This window comes from Rickettsia honei RB, from assembly GCF_000263055.1.
In the GTDB taxonomy this organism is placed as follows: Bacteria; Pseudomonadota; Alphaproteobacteria; order Rickettsiales; family Rickettsiaceae; genus Rickettsia; species Rickettsia rickettsii.
Map to the genome: position 1 here is coordinate 75,606 of NZ_AJTT01000005.1, position 12,038 is coordinate 87,643.

Below are 12,038 nucleotides of genomic sequence, written 5' to 3' on the forward strand. Positions count from 1 at the left end.
CAAATTAATTGATATAATAAAAGTTTATGACTTTAATTTTAGTAGACTAAATATTTATATCGAAGTAAATAAAAAACAATATATTGATTTATTAAAAATATTATTTATGTAATGAATGAAAAATTATAGAAGCGGCATTTGATACATTAAGACTTTCTACTCTCTGAGAAATAGGGATTTTGGCTAAATAATCACATGTTTCTGCAACTAATCTTCGTATGCCTTTATCTTCTGAGCCAAATACCAATACTATTTTATCGGAAATTAATTTATCTGTAAAGTAGTCATTTGCAGAACCTGTTAGACCTATAATCCAAAAGCCGTGTTTTTTAAGATAATTCATACATGAGCGTAAGTTAGTAATTTTAATTATAGGTATTAATTCTAAAGTACCGCAAGCCGCTTTAGCAATGCCACCGCTTTCATTTGGAGAATTATCTTGAGGTAATATTATAGCATTTATATCAAAAGCAGCGGCACTACGAATAATTGCTCCAATATTTTGTGTGTCTGTTATTTGATCAAGAATCGCAATTTTACATTTTGGATTTGTTATATCTATGTCCTCTAAATTGTAAGAAAAAATTGGTCTAATTTTTGCAGCTATTCCTTGATGTGTTTGGTTTTCCAGTAATTTAGATAAAATATCGTTATTAACAATTTCATAAGCTCTAGTACCTATTAATTTTTTATTTTTTTCAAAAATTTCCCTAGTGCATAAAATATTGTCAATTTGACGTTTTGGATTATTTAGAGCAGAAAATACAGGATGTTTCCCATACATATAATAACAATGTTTAGAATCAAGTTTTTTATTTTGCATCTTATTGAAAACCGTCAGTAATTTGTTCTTGACATAAACTACTATTTATTATAGAAAGTTACAACTAAATAAATGTGCAAGCTGCTATTTGTTTATTTGATGATTCGGCAAGAAGTTTTATTAAGTCCTAATACTAATTATATATTGTATTTTACAGTGAATTAGTCTATTTAATACAGTAAAGTTCTTTAGGAGGGGTGGCCGAGTGGTCAATGGCAGCAGACTGTAAATCTGCCCGCGTAAGCGTTCGAAGGTTCAAATCCTTCTCCCTCCACCACTTAAATGGTTCAGGGAAGCATATCATTTTATTTAAAAATAAAACATAATTGTGTATATTTATAAATCTGAATAAAATTGATATAGCACTGTTAACAAAAATAACTTTGAAATTATTTTATTAATAGTGCCACAATGCGGGTGTAGCTCAATGGTAGAGTTCCAGCCTTCCAAGCTGGCTGTGTGGGTTCGATTCCCATCACCCGCTCCAGAGATAGTGGTAACAAATAAATTTAGCAAAAAAATGCACTTATAAAAAAATAACTTGTATTAAACCTAAAAAATTGTAGAGAGTAATAATATGGCAAAAGCAAAATTTGAACGCACTAAACCGCACGTTAATATAGGTACGATCGGTCACGTAGATCACGGTAAAACTTCCTTAACGGCAGCAATAACTATAGTACTTGCTAAGACAGGTGGAGCACAAGCTACAGCGTATGATCAAATTGATGCTGCTCCTGAAGAAAAAGAAAGAGGTATAACTATTTCTACTGCACACGTAGAATATGAGACTAAAAATAGACACTATGCACACGTAGATTGTCCGGGACACGCTGACTATGTAAAGAACATGATAACCGGTGCCGCTCAGATGGACGGTGCAATATTAGTAGTTTCTGCTGCTGATGGTCCTATGCCGCAAACTAGAGAGCATATATTACTAGCAAAACAGGTAGGTGTGCCTGCTATGGTAGTATTCTTAAATAAAATAGATATGGTGGATGATCCTGATCTATTAGAACTAGTAGAGATGGAAGTAAGGGAATTATTATCAAAATATGGTTTCCCGGGTGATGAAATACCTATTATTAAAGGTTCTGCACTTCAAGCTTTAGAAGGAAAGCCTGAAGGTGAAAAAGCTATTAATGAGCTAATGGATGCAGTAGATAGCTATATACCGCAGCCTGTAAGAGCTACGGATAAACCTTTCTTAATGCCAATAGAAGATGTATTCTCTATTTCAGGAAGAGGTACTGTTGTAACTGGTAGAGTAGAGTCAGGAATAATTAAGGTAGGTGAGGAAATTGAAATAGTCGGTCTAAAAGATACGCAAAAAACTACCTGTACCGGTGTAGAAATGTTCAGAAAATTACTTGATGAAGGACAAGCCGGAGATAATGTTGGCATATTACTACGCGGTACAAAAAGAGAAGAAGTTGAAAGAGGACAAGTTCTCGCAAAACCTGGTAGCATAAAACCGCATGATAAGTTTGAAGCTGAAGTATATGTGCTTAGTAAAGAAGAAGGTGGACGTCATACCCCATTTACTAATGACTATCGTCCGCAGTTCTATTTTAGAACAACAGATGTTACCGGTACAATAAAATTGCCTGCTGATAAGCAGATGGTTATGCCTGGAGATAATGCTACTTTTACAGTGGAATTAATTAAACCGATTGCGATGCAGGAAGGGTTAAAATTCTCTATACGTGAAGGTGGTAGAACAGTGGGTGCCGGCGTAGTAACTAAAATAAATAATTAATTGATTTTATAAATACCTATTATTTTTTAATAATAGGTATTTATATTTTAAGATGTAATAGACATTTTTCCGAACCGGCTTATAGAGAAGAATTTGAAGGAGGTACGGAATGCAGAACCGCAGCGTATATAACGGACGTGAGGATTCGAGTGTCGGATCGACATACAAATTACCTCTAGAAGTACAGTTTGGAAAGATGTCTAAAAAAATCTTGCTGTTTAAATATTAGGTTTACTGAATGAAAAATAAAATCAAAATTCGTTTAAAATCATTTGATCACCGTAGTCTTGATCAAGCTACAAAAGAGATAGTTAGTGCTGTTAAAAGAACGTTTGCTAACATTAATGGTCCTATTCCTTTACCTAAAAAAATTGAAAGATTTACCGTAAATAGGTCTCCTCATGTACATAAGAAGTCAAGAGAGCAATTTGAAATTAGAAAGCATAAAAGATTATTAGTTATAGGTGATCCGAGTCCGGCGGTTGTCGATGCTTTAAGTAAAGTTGATTTAGCAGCAGGTGTTGATGTAGTGATTGAATTAGAGAGTGGGGAATAAATGAGAACCGGTATAATTGCTCAAAAAATTGGGATGACTAGTGTTTTTAATGATAAAGGCGAAAGAATTTCTTTAACATTAGTAAAAGTTGATGATTGTCAAGTAGTAGGACATAAAACTCTAGAAAAACATGGATATAATGCTTTGGTTATAGGTGTAAAAGATAAAAAAATATCTAGAGTAACCAAACCTATGAGACAAGTTTTTGCTAATGCTAAAATATCTCCTAAAACTAAATTAAAAGAATTTAGAATTTCTGAAGAGAATTTTATTGATATAGCAGCAAGTCTAGAAGTAGACCATTTTACGGCAGGACAATTTGTGGATATAACGGCAACTACTATAGGTAAAGGATTTGCCGGTAGTATGAAAAGACATAATTTTAGAGGTCTTGAAGCTTCTCACGGTGTTTCGATATCCCATCGTTCGCATGGTTCTACAGGACAAAGACAAGATCCAGGAAAGGTTTTCAAAGGCAAAAAAATGGCCGGTCATATGGGATGTACCCAAGTTACTATTCAAAATTTGAAAATATTTGCCGTTGATAAAGAGCGTAAGCTTATTATGATTCAGGGTAGTATACCCGGTCACAAAAATTCGTATCTTTCAGTAAAAGATGCAATAAAAAAGATTTCAATAACTGTATAATAGATATTTAGACATGTTTGTTGAGGTTAAAGATTATTACATTAACAAAACGCCATGCAATATTATTTATATAAAAGTTTTATATAAGACTGTATAAGGTTAAAATAAAGATGAAAACTAAAATATTAAGTCTTGCTAATGAAGAAGTTGGTGAGATTAGCTTAAATGAAGATATATTTGCTGTTGAATTTATCAGAGATGATATAATAAAGCAGGTTATTGATTGGCAGAGAGCTAAGGCAATGTCCGGTAACCACAAAACTAAAACAGTATCAGAAGTATTAGGAACCACAAAAAAACCGTTTAAGCAAAAAGGTACAGGTAATGCAAGACAAGGTTCCCTTAGATCGGTACAGATGCGTGGTGGTGGTGTAGCTCATGGACCTAGAGTACGTAGTCATGCAACGAAATTACCTAAAAAAGTACGAAAACTTGGTTTAATTCATGCTTTATCCGAGAAATGCGCTGAAGGAAAATTATTAGTAATAGATTCTTTAAAGCTAGATAAGCCTAAAACTTCTGCTCTTGTAAATATATTAAACAAATTTCAAGGGAAAAGTTTCTTTGTAATAGACGGAAATGAAGTAGATATTAATTTTTCTTTAGCTGCAAAAAATATTTATAATACTGTGATTGTTCCACAAATAGGAGCCAATGTTTATGATATAATACGACATGAATATGTCCTATTATCACAAGAAGCGGTGAGTGTTTTAGAAGAGAGGTTAAGATGAGTTCTTATAAATACTACGATTTAATTAGAAAACCTATTATTACAGAAAAAACTACAACCCTTTCGGAACAAAATAAATACGCTTTTTATGTAGATAAATTTGCTGAAAAACTTACCCTTAAAAAGGCTATAGAAGAAATATTTAAAGTAAAAGTAAAAAAAGTGAATATTTTAAACGTTAAAGGTAAGAAGAAAAGATTTAAAGGAATTATAGGGACTCAAATCAATAGAAAGAAAGCTATTGTTACATTAGAAAAAGACCATAATATCGATTTTGCCGGAGGAATTAAATAAATGGCTTTAAAAAACTTTAATCCAATTACTCCTTCTCTTAGAGAGTTAGTTCAAGTTGATAAAACTAGTTTATGGAAAGGCAGACCTTTAAAATCTTTGACCAAAGGTATATCTAAAACCGGTGGACGAAATAATCAAGGTAGAATTACTTCTTGGCACAGAGGTGGAGGACACAAAAAATTATATCGTATTATTGATTTTAAAAGAAATAAAATTGATATTTCTGCTATTGTTGAAAGAATAGAGTATGACCCTAATAGAACTGCTTTTATTGCTTTAATAAAATATGAAGATGGGGAATATTCTTATATTCTAGCACCACAAAAATTATCTGTAGGTGATAGAGTAATATCAAGTCAAGATGCTGATATAAAAATAGGAAATTGTTTACCTTTAAAATGCATTCCTATCGGTACTACTTTACATAATGTTGAAATGAAAGTCGGTAAGGGCGGTCAAATTGCAAGGTCTGCAGGTACTTCAGTAGATCTAGTGGGTAAAGATTCAGGATATGCTCAGATTAAATTAAGATCAGGTGAATTTAGGTTAGTACCTTTAGATTGTAAAGCTACTATAGGTAGTATATCTAACCCGGATCAAAAAAATATTAATTTAGGCAAAGCAGGTAGAAATAGATGGCTCGGTTGGAGACCGCATGTTAGAGGTGTAGCAATGAATCCTGTAGATCACCCTCATGGCGGTGGTGAAGGTAAAACTTCAGGAGGTCGCCATCCTGTTACTCCTTGGGGATTCCCAACAAAGGGTAAGAAGACACGTAAAAATAAACGTACTTCAAAATTTATCGTAAAGAAAAGAAAATAGATTTTAAATTAATTAGGTATTAGTATGGCACGTTCAATATGGAAAGGGCCTTTTGTAGACGGTTATTTAATAAAGAAAGTTCAAAAATTAATGGAATCAGGTAAATCTGAAATGATTAAAACTTGGTCTAGAAGATCAACGATTTTACCTATTTTTGTAGGGTTTACCTTTTCTGTTCATAATGGAAATAAATTTATTCCGGTTTCTGTAAATGAAGAAATGGTTGGAAGAAAATTAGGTGAGTTTGCTCCTACTAGAACATTTCACGGTCATGGAGCAGATAAAAAAATCAAAAGAAAATAAAGATTTATATGGTACAGGAAAATAAAAATTTTGCTACGGCACAAGCTAAATCTATTAGAGTAAGTTCAAGGAAGCTCAATTTAGTTGCAGCCTTTATTAGAAATATGAAAGTATCTGAAGCATTGGTACAATTAACTTTTTCTCCTAAAAGAATTGCAAAAGTTGTAAAAGATTGTTTACAATCTGCTGTTGCAAATGCTGAAAATAATTTAGGTCTAGATATAGATAGATTGGTTATTACTAAAGCGACTGTAGGTAAGGCTTTAGTAATGAAAAGAGTTATGCCAAGAGCAAAAGGAAGAGCAACTAGAATAAATAAGTTTTTTAGTAATCTTTATATAACTGTTACAGAAAAAGAGGATAATTAAAATGGGGCAGAAAGTTTGTGCACATGGTTTTAGAGTTGGACCGACTTTAATTAAAGGTTGGGATTCCATATTATATGCAGAAAAACATTATAAAACTCTTTTTATACAAGATTTAAAAATTAGGGATTTAATAAATAAGGGTTTTAATCAAGCCCAAATTAGTAGAGTTTTAATTGAACGCCCTTCTAATAAAAGTATTATAATTAATATTAATACCAAAAAACCAAATATCATTATCGGTAGAAACGGTAGTGAAATTGATAAGCTAAAAAAAGCTATCGAGAAAATGACTTCTTTAAAAGAAGTTTATATAAATATTCACGAAGTTCGAAAATTTAATATAGATGCTGCTATAGTAGCTCAAACTATAGCACTACAGCTTGAAAAAAGAGTTTCTTTTAGAAAAGCCATGAAAACAGCAATTCAGGCTTCATTTAAACAAGGTGGACAAGGTATCAGGGTTAGTTGTTCAGGACGACTTGGAGGTGCTGAAATTGCTAGAACCGAATGGTATATAGAAGGAAGAATGCCGTTACATACTTTAAGAGCTGATATTGATTATTCAACAGCTGAGGCTATAACTACTTATGGAGTTATAGGGGTTAAAGTGTGGGTTTATAAAGGTGAATATACAGAAAATAAAAGATATAATTAATTTTAAGTATTAAAATGTTAGCTCCGAAAAAACAAAAATTTAGAAAAGCTCATAAGGGTAGGGTTGCTTCAACAGCAAAAGCAGGTACGACGCTTGCTTTTGGATCATTTGGTCTAAAATCTATAGATGGTTGGCGTGTTACTGCAAGACAAATAGAAGCAGGAAGAAAAGCTGCTACTAGATGTATGAAAAGGCAAGGAAGATTATGGATTCGCATTTTTCCGGATGTTCCCGTTTCTAAAAAGCCTGCCGAAGTAAGAATGGGTAAAGGTAAAGGTTCTCCTGAATTTTTTGCAGTTAGAGTTTCGCCTGGAAGAATTATGTTTGAAATTGAAGGGGTAGAAGAAAATGTTGCACTTAGAGCTTTGGAGCTTGCAAGTGCAAAATTACCTGTTAGAACAAGGATAGTGAGACGTTATGAATGATTTAAAATTATTAAGAAGTAAGTTATCTACTGAAACAATAGAAGAGCTTTATAAAAACCTTAATCTTTTAAAAAAAGAATTGTTTAATTTAAGATTTCAACAAGCTTTAGGTGATTTAAAAAATACTAGTAGGTTTTCGTTAGTCAAAAAGTCTATAGCACGTATTAAAACTGAATTAACAAAAAGAGCTAATAGTGAGGAATATTAAAATGCCGAAAAGAGTGTTACAAGGCGTGGTTATAAGTTCAAAAGCTGATAAGACGGTTACAGTAAAAGTAGAAAGAAAGTTTAAGCATCCTATTTATAAAAAATTTGTGAAAGTATCTAAAAAATATGCTGTTCATGATTCAGAAAATAAGTATCAAGAAGGAGATAAAGTTAGTATAATTGAAAGTCGGCCTATCTCAAAAACCAAAACATGGGTAGTGGTAAATGGGGAATAAAGTTTTTTAATCTTTGACTTTATAAGGTAGATTGTTTATTTTATTTCTCGTGTATAAAAAATTGGAAGTAGTTTATGATTCAAATGCAGAGCATCTTGGAAGTTGCAGATAATTCCGGTGCTAAAAAAGTTATGTGTATTAAAGTTTTAGGTGGCTCTCACCATATGGTGGCAAAGCTGGGTGATGTTATAGTTGTATCTGTTAAAGACGCTATACCCGGCGGTAAGGTTAAAAAGGGTGATGTTTATAAAGGCGTGATTGTTCGTACAAAGACTGGAGTAGTAAGACCTGACGGTAGTACAATAAAATTTGATCAAAACGCATTAGTGCTTTTGAATAAACAAGATGAACCTATCGGTACTAGAGTTTTTGGTCCTGTTACAAGAGAACTTAGAGCGAAAAAATATGTTAGAATAATGTCGCTTGCAGAGGAAGTGTTATAAATGATTAAATTAAAAGTAAAAAAAGGTGATGAAGTTGTTGTTATTACCGGAAAGCACAAAGGAAAAAAAGGTAAAATATTAAAAGTTTTCCCGGAGGACAGTAAAGTAATTGTTTCTGGAGTAAATGTAGTAAAAAAGCATACTAAATCTAATCAAATGAGTGAAGGCGGGATAATAACTAAAGAATTACCTATACATATCTCAAATATTGCACACATCGATCCAAAAACCGGTAACCCTACCAAGGTAGCTTTTAAATTCTTAGAAGACGGTTCTAAGGTTAGAGTAGCAAAGAAATCAGGGGAAATTATTGGTAAGGAAGGTAAATAATGTTAAGATTTAAAGAATTATATCAGCAAAAAATTATTGAAAACTTACAAAAAAAATTTTCTTATAAAAATAAACACGAAATACCGCAAATTCAGAAAATTGTGATAAATATGGGAGTAGGGGAAGCAACAGCCGATTCCAAAGTAATTAATAATGCAGTAAATGATCTTACTTTGATTTCCGGTCAGAAGCCGGTTGTAACGTTAGCAAGAAAATCTATTGCAACTTTTAAGTTACGCGAAAATATGAAAATAGGTTGCAAGGTTACATTACGTAAAGATAGAATGTATGATTTTTTAGAGAGGTTAGTAATTGTTGCATTACCCCGTGTTAAGGAATTTCGCGGTTTTTCTTATAAAAGTTTTGATGGTAAAGGGAATTTTACTTTTGGATTAAAAGAGCAGATAGTTTTTCCTGAAATTAATTACGATAAAATCGATACAATAAGAGGTATGGATATTACAATCGTTACATCTGCTAAAACAGATCAAGAAAGTAAATTTTTGTTATCAGGGTTTAATTTACCTTTTTATAATTAATTTTTAGGATATATATAATGGCAAAAGTAAGTTCTATAAAAAAGAACGAAAGTAGGAAAAAAAAATCACAAAGTTTACATAATAAACGTTTAGCACTAAAAAGTAAAATTTATGATAAAAATATTTCATTAGAAGAGCGTTTTTCTTTGGTAATGTCACTTGCACAATTACCTAGAAATTCATCATCTACTAGAATAAGAAATAGATGTGAGCTTACAGGTAGACCAAGAGGTGTTACAAGAAAGTTTGGTATATCGAGGAATAAGCTTAGAGAATTAATAGGCAGAGGCTTAGTTCCCGGTGTAGTTAAGTCAAGTTGGTAAAAGTCGATAGGTAAATCATATGTCAATGACGGATAATGTAGCAGATATGTTAACTAGAATTAGAAATGCTTATAAAAGCAAATTGATAAATGTTTCTTTTCCTAGTTCTAAAATTAAAACTTCAATTTTAGATGTTTTGCAAAAAGAAGGTTATATAAAAGATTATATAACTACTCAAAAAAATAATATTAGTTATACTGAGGTAGCTTTAAAATATTCTGTTAATGGCGATGCTTCTATATGCGAAATTCATAGAGTATCAAAGCCTGGAAAAAGAGTATATTCTGCTATTAAAGATTTGAAAGGATATTATAATAATATGGGTATATATATTCTTTCTACTCCTTACGGTGTTATGTCTGATAGAGAAGCTCATATTAAAAATGTCGGCGGCGAAGTAATTTGTAAAGTATTTTAAGGTAAAAAATGTCACGTGTTGGAAAATTGCCAATTACTATACCTGAAGGTGTGAAAATTGGTTTAAATGATTTAGAAGTAAAAATATCCGGCCCTAAAGGCGAATTATCAAAAACTTTTAAAGGTAATATAGCAATTTCATTGGCAGAAAATAAGCTTTTAGTAAAACCTTTAGCCGCAAATAAAAATGCACGTGCTATGTGGGGTACTGCAAGAAGCATAATATCAAATATGGTTACCGGCGTTAAAGAAGGTTTTAAGCTTAAGCTCGAAATTAATGGAGTCGGTTACAGGGCGATGGTAAAAGGTAAATATTTAAATTTAATGCTTGCTAAAAGCCATAATACAAAAATTGAAATACCTTCAGATATTAAAATAGAGATGCCTAAGCAAAATATTATTATTCTTGAGGGAACAGATAAAGAAAAATTAGGACAATTTGCTTCAATTATTATAAAACAGAGACCACCTGAGCCTTATAAAGGAAAAGGAATTAAATTTGAAAATCAATTTATACCGCGTAAAGAAGGTAAGAAAAATTAAATTTAAGAGTTAAATATGCGTAGTGCTAAGCTAAAATTTGAAAAAAGAAGAAGTAGAATAAGACATAAAATATCTAAAACATCTAATAGAGTTAGATTATCAATATTTAAGTCAGGTAGACATATATATGCACAAATTATTGATGATTCTAAGTCTATAACGATTGCTGCTGCTTCAACTTTAGATGAGAAAATAAAAAAATTAAAAAAATCTCATTGTAATATTGAAAATGCTATCAAAGTAGGCGAAGAAATAGCAAAAAAAGCTGATTCTGCAGGGATAAAAGACGTAGTGTTTGATAGAGGCGGATATAAGTATCACGGTGTTGTAAAAGCTCTAGCTGATGCAGCTAGAGAGAAAATAAAATTTTAGGTTATAAGGTTGTAGTAATGTCTAAAGTTAAAAAAAATGACGAGACTTTAAGTGAAGTTTTAGTTGATGTAAATAGAGTTACAAAAGTAGTAAAAGGCGGTAGAAGCTTTGCTTTTTCTGCTTATGTAGTGGTCGGTGATAAAGCCGGCAGAGTCGGAGCGGGACACGGAAAAGCTAAAGAAGTAAATGAAGCTCGAGGAAAGGCAAAACAAGCCGCTAAAAAGAGAATGATGAAAGTACCGTTATATCAAAATAGGACTATTCACCATGACGTTGTCGGTAAAAGTGGAGCTGCTAAAGTGATTTTAAGAAGAGCTAAAGCAGGTACAGGCGTTATAGCCGGAGGATCTATGAGAGCAATTTTTGACTCTTTAGGCGTTCATGATATTGTTACTAAATCAATAGGTTCAACGAATGTTTACGCAATGATTTCTGCAACATTTGATGCATTAAATAAACTTGCATCACCAAAATCTATTGCTATGAGAAGAGATAAAAAAGTAAATGAAATATCTGTAAAATCTGCTGACATTCAAGTTAATGGATAATGTTGCATAAGTAAGGTGAAGTTATGAATAATAAGATCAATAATATAAAAATTACTCAAGTTCAAAGTGCTATAGGTCGTAAGTATGATCAAAGGTTGATATTAGTTGGGCTTGGTTTAAACAAAATTAATAAGAGCGTTATTCTTGCAAATACTAATTCAATCAAAGGGATGGTTAAAAAAGTAAAGCATTTGTTAAAAATAGAAAATATGTAATTAGAGTTTTTAAATGAAATTAAATGAATTATATAATAATATAGGTGCTAAAAAAAATAAGAAAAGAATAGCACGCGGTATTGGTAGTGGTAAAGGAAAAACCGGCGGTAGAGGAATTAAAGGTCAAAAATCTAGATCCGGCGTTGCAATAAAAGGTTTTGAAGGTGGTCAAACACCTATGATCAAAAGACTACCTAAAAGAGGGTTTAATTGTATTTCAACTAAAAAATACAATATAATAAATATTTATAATATTGAAGAAGCATTAGCCGATGGGCGTTTAAGTGCTGATGATAATATTACGAAAGAAAAATTGGTAGAAGCCAGAGTAGTTAATAATAAAAATAATAAGAAATTAGTGAAATTATTATCTATTTGTAGTGATGATTTCGCTGCTCCTCTATCATTAAAATTAGATGCTTATTCTTCTAAAGCTAAGGATTTAATCGAGAAAGCAGGTGGAAAATTATTATAGT

Annotated in this window: 23 protein-coding genes, 2 tRNA genes and 1 pseudogene; 25 read left to right on the forward strand and 1 reads right to left on the reverse strand. The window is 31.8% G+C overall.

Features of this window, described 5'->3' with window-relative positions:
• Nucleotides 1-100: 100 nt before the first annotated feature.
• Nucleotides 101-823 (reverse strand): 23S rRNA (guanosine(2251)-2'-O)-methyltransferase RlmB, encoded by a 723-nt coding sequence (rlmB, locus tag WSW_RS0105835; RefSeq protein WP_016917432.1) that lies wholly within the window; start codon nucleotides 821-823, stop codon nucleotides 101-103.
• A 191-nt stretch (nucleotides 824-1,014) separates the two neighbouring features.
• Here rlmB and WSW_RS0105840 point away from each other — a divergent pair.
• From WSW_RS0105840 to rplO, 25 genes and pseudogenes are all read left to right on the forward strand, one after another.
• Nucleotides 1,015-1,100: transfer RNA gene (locus WSW_RS0105840), tRNA-Tyr, on the forward strand.
• A 136-nt stretch (nucleotides 1,101-1,236) separates the two neighbouring features.
• Nucleotides 1,237-1,310: transfer RNA gene (locus WSW_RS0105845), tRNA-Gly, on the forward strand.
• 90 nt (nucleotides 1,311-1,400) lie between these two features.
• The gene (gene tuf, locus WSW_RS0105850) at nucleotides 1,401-2,585 is read left to right on the forward strand and encodes an elongation factor Tu (RefSeq protein ID WP_004997779.1); all 1,185 of its coding nucleotides are present in this window, start codon (nucleotides 1,401-1,403) and stop codon (nucleotides 2,583-2,585) included.
• A 59-nt stretch (nucleotides 2,586-2,644) separates the two neighbouring features.
• Nucleotides 2,645-2,811: pseudogene (locus tag WSW_RS1000000111050) on the forward strand (palindromic element RPE1 domain-containing protein); the annotation flags it as partial.
• Between the two features lie 12 nt (nucleotides 2,812-2,823).
• A complete protein-coding gene (gene rpsJ / locus WSW_RS0105855; RefSeq protein ID WP_016917433.1) occupies nucleotides 2,824-3,141 on the forward strand; it encodes a 30S ribosomal protein S10 in 318 nt (105 codons plus the stop codon).
• A complete protein-coding gene (gene rplC, locus WSW_RS0105860; RefSeq protein WP_016917434.1) occupies nucleotides 3,142-3,789 on the forward strand; it encodes a 50S ribosomal protein L3 in 648 nt (215 codons plus the stop codon).
• 110 nt (nucleotides 3,790-3,899) lie between these two features.
• Nucleotides 3,900-4,523 (forward strand): 50S ribosomal protein L4, encoded by a 624-nt coding sequence (gene rplD, locus WSW_RS0105865; protein ID WP_004997785.1) that lies wholly within the window; start codon nucleotides 3,900-3,902, stop codon nucleotides 4,521-4,523.
• Complete coding sequence (gene rplW / locus WSW_RS0105870; RefSeq protein ID WP_014120997.1) at nucleotides 4,520-4,816, forward strand: 50S ribosomal protein L23; 297 nt, start codon at nucleotides 4,520-4,522, stop codon at nucleotides 4,814-4,816. The genes rplD and rplW overlap by 4 nt, the downstream gene beginning before the upstream one ends.
• Nucleotides 4,817-5,638, forward strand: a complete 822-nt coding sequence (gene rplB, locus WSW_RS0105875) for a 50S ribosomal protein L2 (protein WP_004997791.1) — start codon at nucleotides 4,817-4,819, stop codon at nucleotides 5,636-5,638.
• 24 nt (nucleotides 5,639-5,662) lie between these two features.
• Nucleotides 5,663-5,941, forward strand: coding sequence for a 30S ribosomal protein S19 (gene rpsS / locus WSW_RS0105880; protein ID WP_004997794.1), 279 nt, complete (start codon nucleotides 5,663-5,665; stop codon nucleotides 5,939-5,941).
• Nucleotides 5,942-5,949: 8 nt separating this feature from the next.
• A complete protein-coding gene (gene rplV, locus WSW_RS0105885; RefSeq protein ID WP_004997796.1) occupies nucleotides 5,950-6,309 on the forward strand; it encodes a 50S ribosomal protein L22 in 360 nt (119 codons plus the stop codon).
• A gap of 1 nt (nucleotide 6,310) precedes the next feature.
• Complete coding sequence (gene rpsC, locus WSW_RS0105890; protein ID WP_016917435.1) at nucleotides 6,311-6,964, forward strand: 30S ribosomal protein S3; 654 nt, start codon at nucleotides 6,311-6,313, stop codon at nucleotides 6,962-6,964.
• 14 nt (nucleotides 6,965-6,978) lie between these two features.
• Entirely contained in the window at nucleotides 6,979-7,389 is a 411-nt protein-coding gene (gene rplP, locus WSW_RS0105895) for a 50S ribosomal protein L16 (protein WP_004997806.1), read from the forward strand.
• The gene (rpmC, locus tag WSW_RS0105900) at nucleotides 7,382-7,597 is read left to right on the forward strand and encodes a 50S ribosomal protein L29 (RefSeq protein WP_004997809.1); all 216 of its coding nucleotides are present in this window, start codon (nucleotides 7,382-7,384) and stop codon (nucleotides 7,595-7,597) included. Before rplP ends, rpmC begins: the two co-directional genes overlap by 8 nt.
• 1 nt (nucleotide 7,598) lies before the next feature.
• Complete coding sequence (gene rpsQ / locus WSW_RS0105905) at nucleotides 7,599-7,832, forward strand: 30S ribosomal protein S17 (protein WP_016917436.1); 234 nt, start codon at nucleotides 7,599-7,601, stop codon at nucleotides 7,830-7,832.
• Between the two features lie 74 nt (nucleotides 7,833-7,906).
• Complete coding sequence (gene rplN / locus WSW_RS0105910) at nucleotides 7,907-8,275, forward strand: 50S ribosomal protein L14 (RefSeq protein ID WP_004997813.1); 369 nt, start codon at nucleotides 7,907-7,909, stop codon at nucleotides 8,273-8,275.
• Nucleotides 8,276-8,605 carry a 50S ribosomal protein L24 gene (rplX, locus tag WSW_RS0105915; protein ID WP_004997814.1) on the forward strand — a complete coding sequence of 110 codons (330 nt, stop codon included), beginning with the start codon at nucleotides 8,276-8,278 and terminating at the stop codon, nucleotides 8,603-8,605.
• The gene (rplE, locus tag WSW_RS0105920; RefSeq protein WP_016917437.1) at nucleotides 8,605-9,144 is read left to right on the forward strand and encodes a 50S ribosomal protein L5; all 540 of its coding nucleotides are present in this window, start codon (nucleotides 8,605-8,607) and stop codon (nucleotides 9,142-9,144) included. The genes rplX and rplE overlap by 1 nt, the downstream gene beginning before the upstream one ends.
• 17 nt (nucleotides 9,145-9,161) lie before the next feature.
• Nucleotides 9,162-9,467, forward strand: a complete 306-nt coding sequence (rpsN, locus tag WSW_RS0105925; protein ID WP_008580947.1) for a 30S ribosomal protein S14 — start codon at nucleotides 9,162-9,164, stop codon at nucleotides 9,465-9,467.
• A gap of 19 nt (nucleotides 9,468-9,486) precedes the next feature.
• Entirely contained in the window at nucleotides 9,487-9,885 is a 399-nt protein-coding gene (gene rpsH / locus WSW_RS0105930; protein ID WP_010977581.1) for a 30S ribosomal protein S8, read from the forward strand.
• A gap of 8 nt (nucleotides 9,886-9,893) precedes the next feature.
• Complete coding sequence (gene rplF / locus WSW_RS0105935; RefSeq protein ID WP_014273686.1) at nucleotides 9,894-10,427, forward strand: 50S ribosomal protein L6; 534 nt, start codon at nucleotides 9,894-9,896, stop codon at nucleotides 10,425-10,427.
• Between the two features lie 15 nt (nucleotides 10,428-10,442).
• The gene (rplR, locus tag WSW_RS0105940; RefSeq protein ID WP_004997824.1) at nucleotides 10,443-10,799 is read left to right on the forward strand and encodes a 50S ribosomal protein L18; all 357 of its coding nucleotides are present in this window, start codon (nucleotides 10,443-10,445) and stop codon (nucleotides 10,797-10,799) included.
• Between the two features lie 17 nt (nucleotides 10,800-10,816).
• On the forward strand, nucleotides 10,817-11,347 hold the full coding sequence (rpsE, locus tag WSW_RS0105945) for a 30S ribosomal protein S5 (RefSeq protein WP_016917438.1): 531 nt from the start codon (nucleotides 10,817-10,819) through the stop codon (nucleotides 11,345-11,347).
• 23 nt (nucleotides 11,348-11,370) lie between these two features.
• Nucleotides 11,371-11,562, forward strand: a complete 192-nt coding sequence (gene rpmD, locus WSW_RS0105950) for a 50S ribosomal protein L30 (protein WP_014014624.1) — start codon at nucleotides 11,371-11,373, stop codon at nucleotides 11,560-11,562.
• Between the two features lie 13 nt (nucleotides 11,563-11,575).
• A complete protein-coding gene (gene rplO / locus WSW_RS0105955) occupies nucleotides 11,576-12,037 on the forward strand; it encodes a 50S ribosomal protein L15 (protein ID WP_014273685.1) in 462 nt (153 codons plus the stop codon).
• The last annotated feature ends 1 nt before the right edge of the window (nucleotide 12,038 follow it).

What these genes read in the sequence shown, in the direction of transcription:
- rlmB (WP_016917432.1), bottom strand. Translation starts at nt 823, where the DNA reads ATGCAAAATAAAAAACTTGATTCTAAACATTGTTATTATATGTATGGG.
- tuf (WP_004997779.1), top strand. Translation starts at nt 1,401, where the DNA reads ATGGCAAAAGCAAAATTTGAACGCACTAAACCGCACGTTAATATAGGT.
- rpsJ (WP_016917433.1), top strand. Translation starts at nt 2,824, where the DNA reads ATGAAAAATAAAATCAAAATTCGTTTAAAATCATTTGATCACCGTAGT.
- rplC (WP_016917434.1), top strand. Translation starts at nt 3,142, where the DNA reads ATGAGAACCGGTATAATTGCTCAAAAAATTGGGATGACTAGTGTTTTT.
- rplD (WP_004997785.1), top strand. Translation starts at nt 3,900, where the DNA reads ATGAAAACTAAAATATTAAGTCTTGCTAATGAAGAAGTTGGTGAGATT.
- rplW (WP_014120997.1), top strand. Translation starts at nt 4,520, where the DNA reads ATGAGTTCTTATAAATACTACGATTTAATTAGAAAACCTATTATTACA.
- rplB (WP_004997791.1), top strand. Translation starts at nt 4,817, where the DNA reads ATGGCTTTAAAAAACTTTAATCCAATTACTCCTTCTCTTAGAGAGTTA.
- rpsS (WP_004997794.1), top strand. Translation starts at nt 5,663, where the DNA reads ATGGCACGTTCAATATGGAAAGGGCCTTTTGTAGACGGTTATTTAATA.
- rplV (WP_004997796.1), top strand. Translation starts at nt 5,950, where the DNA reads ATGGTACAGGAAAATAAAAATTTTGCTACGGCACAAGCTAAATCTATT.
- rpsC (WP_016917435.1), top strand. Translation starts at nt 6,311, where the DNA reads ATGGGGCAGAAAGTTTGTGCACATGGTTTTAGAGTTGGACCGACTTTA.
- rplP (WP_004997806.1), top strand. Translation starts at nt 6,979, where the DNA reads ATGTTAGCTCCGAAAAAACAAAAATTTAGAAAAGCTCATAAGGGTAGG.
- rpmC (WP_004997809.1), top strand. Translation starts at nt 7,382, where the DNA reads ATGAATGATTTAAAATTATTAAGAAGTAAGTTATCTACTGAAACAATA.
- rpsQ (WP_016917436.1), top strand. Translation starts at nt 7,599, where the DNA reads ATGCCGAAAAGAGTGTTACAAGGCGTGGTTATAAGTTCAAAAGCTGAT.
- rplN (WP_004997813.1), top strand. Translation starts at nt 7,907, where the DNA reads ATGATTCAAATGCAGAGCATCTTGGAAGTTGCAGATAATTCCGGTGCT.
- rplX (WP_004997814.1), top strand. Translation starts at nt 8,276, where the DNA reads ATGATTAAATTAAAAGTAAAAAAAGGTGATGAAGTTGTTGTTATTACC.
- rplE (WP_016917437.1), top strand. Translation starts at nt 8,605, where the DNA reads ATGTTAAGATTTAAAGAATTATATCAGCAAAAAATTATTGAAAACTTA.
- rpsN (WP_008580947.1), top strand. Translation starts at nt 9,162, where the DNA reads ATGGCAAAAGTAAGTTCTATAAAAAAGAACGAAAGTAGGAAAAAAAAA.
- rpsH (WP_010977581.1), top strand. Translation starts at nt 9,487, where the DNA reads ATGTCAATGACGGATAATGTAGCAGATATGTTAACTAGAATTAGAAAT.
- rplF (WP_014273686.1), top strand. Translation starts at nt 9,894, where the DNA reads ATGTCACGTGTTGGAAAATTGCCAATTACTATACCTGAAGGTGTGAAA.
- rplR (WP_004997824.1), top strand. Translation starts at nt 10,443, where the DNA reads ATGCGTAGTGCTAAGCTAAAATTTGAAAAAAGAAGAAGTAGAATAAGA.
- rpsE (WP_016917438.1), top strand. Translation starts at nt 10,817, where the DNA reads ATGTCTAAAGTTAAAAAAAATGACGAGACTTTAAGTGAAGTTTTAGTT.
- rpmD (WP_014014624.1), top strand. Translation starts at nt 11,371, where the DNA reads ATGAATAATAAGATCAATAATATAAAAATTACTCAAGTTCAAAGTGCT.
- rplO (WP_014273685.1), top strand. Translation starts at nt 11,576, where the DNA reads ATGAAATTAAATGAATTATATAATAATATAGGTGCTAAAAAAAATAAG.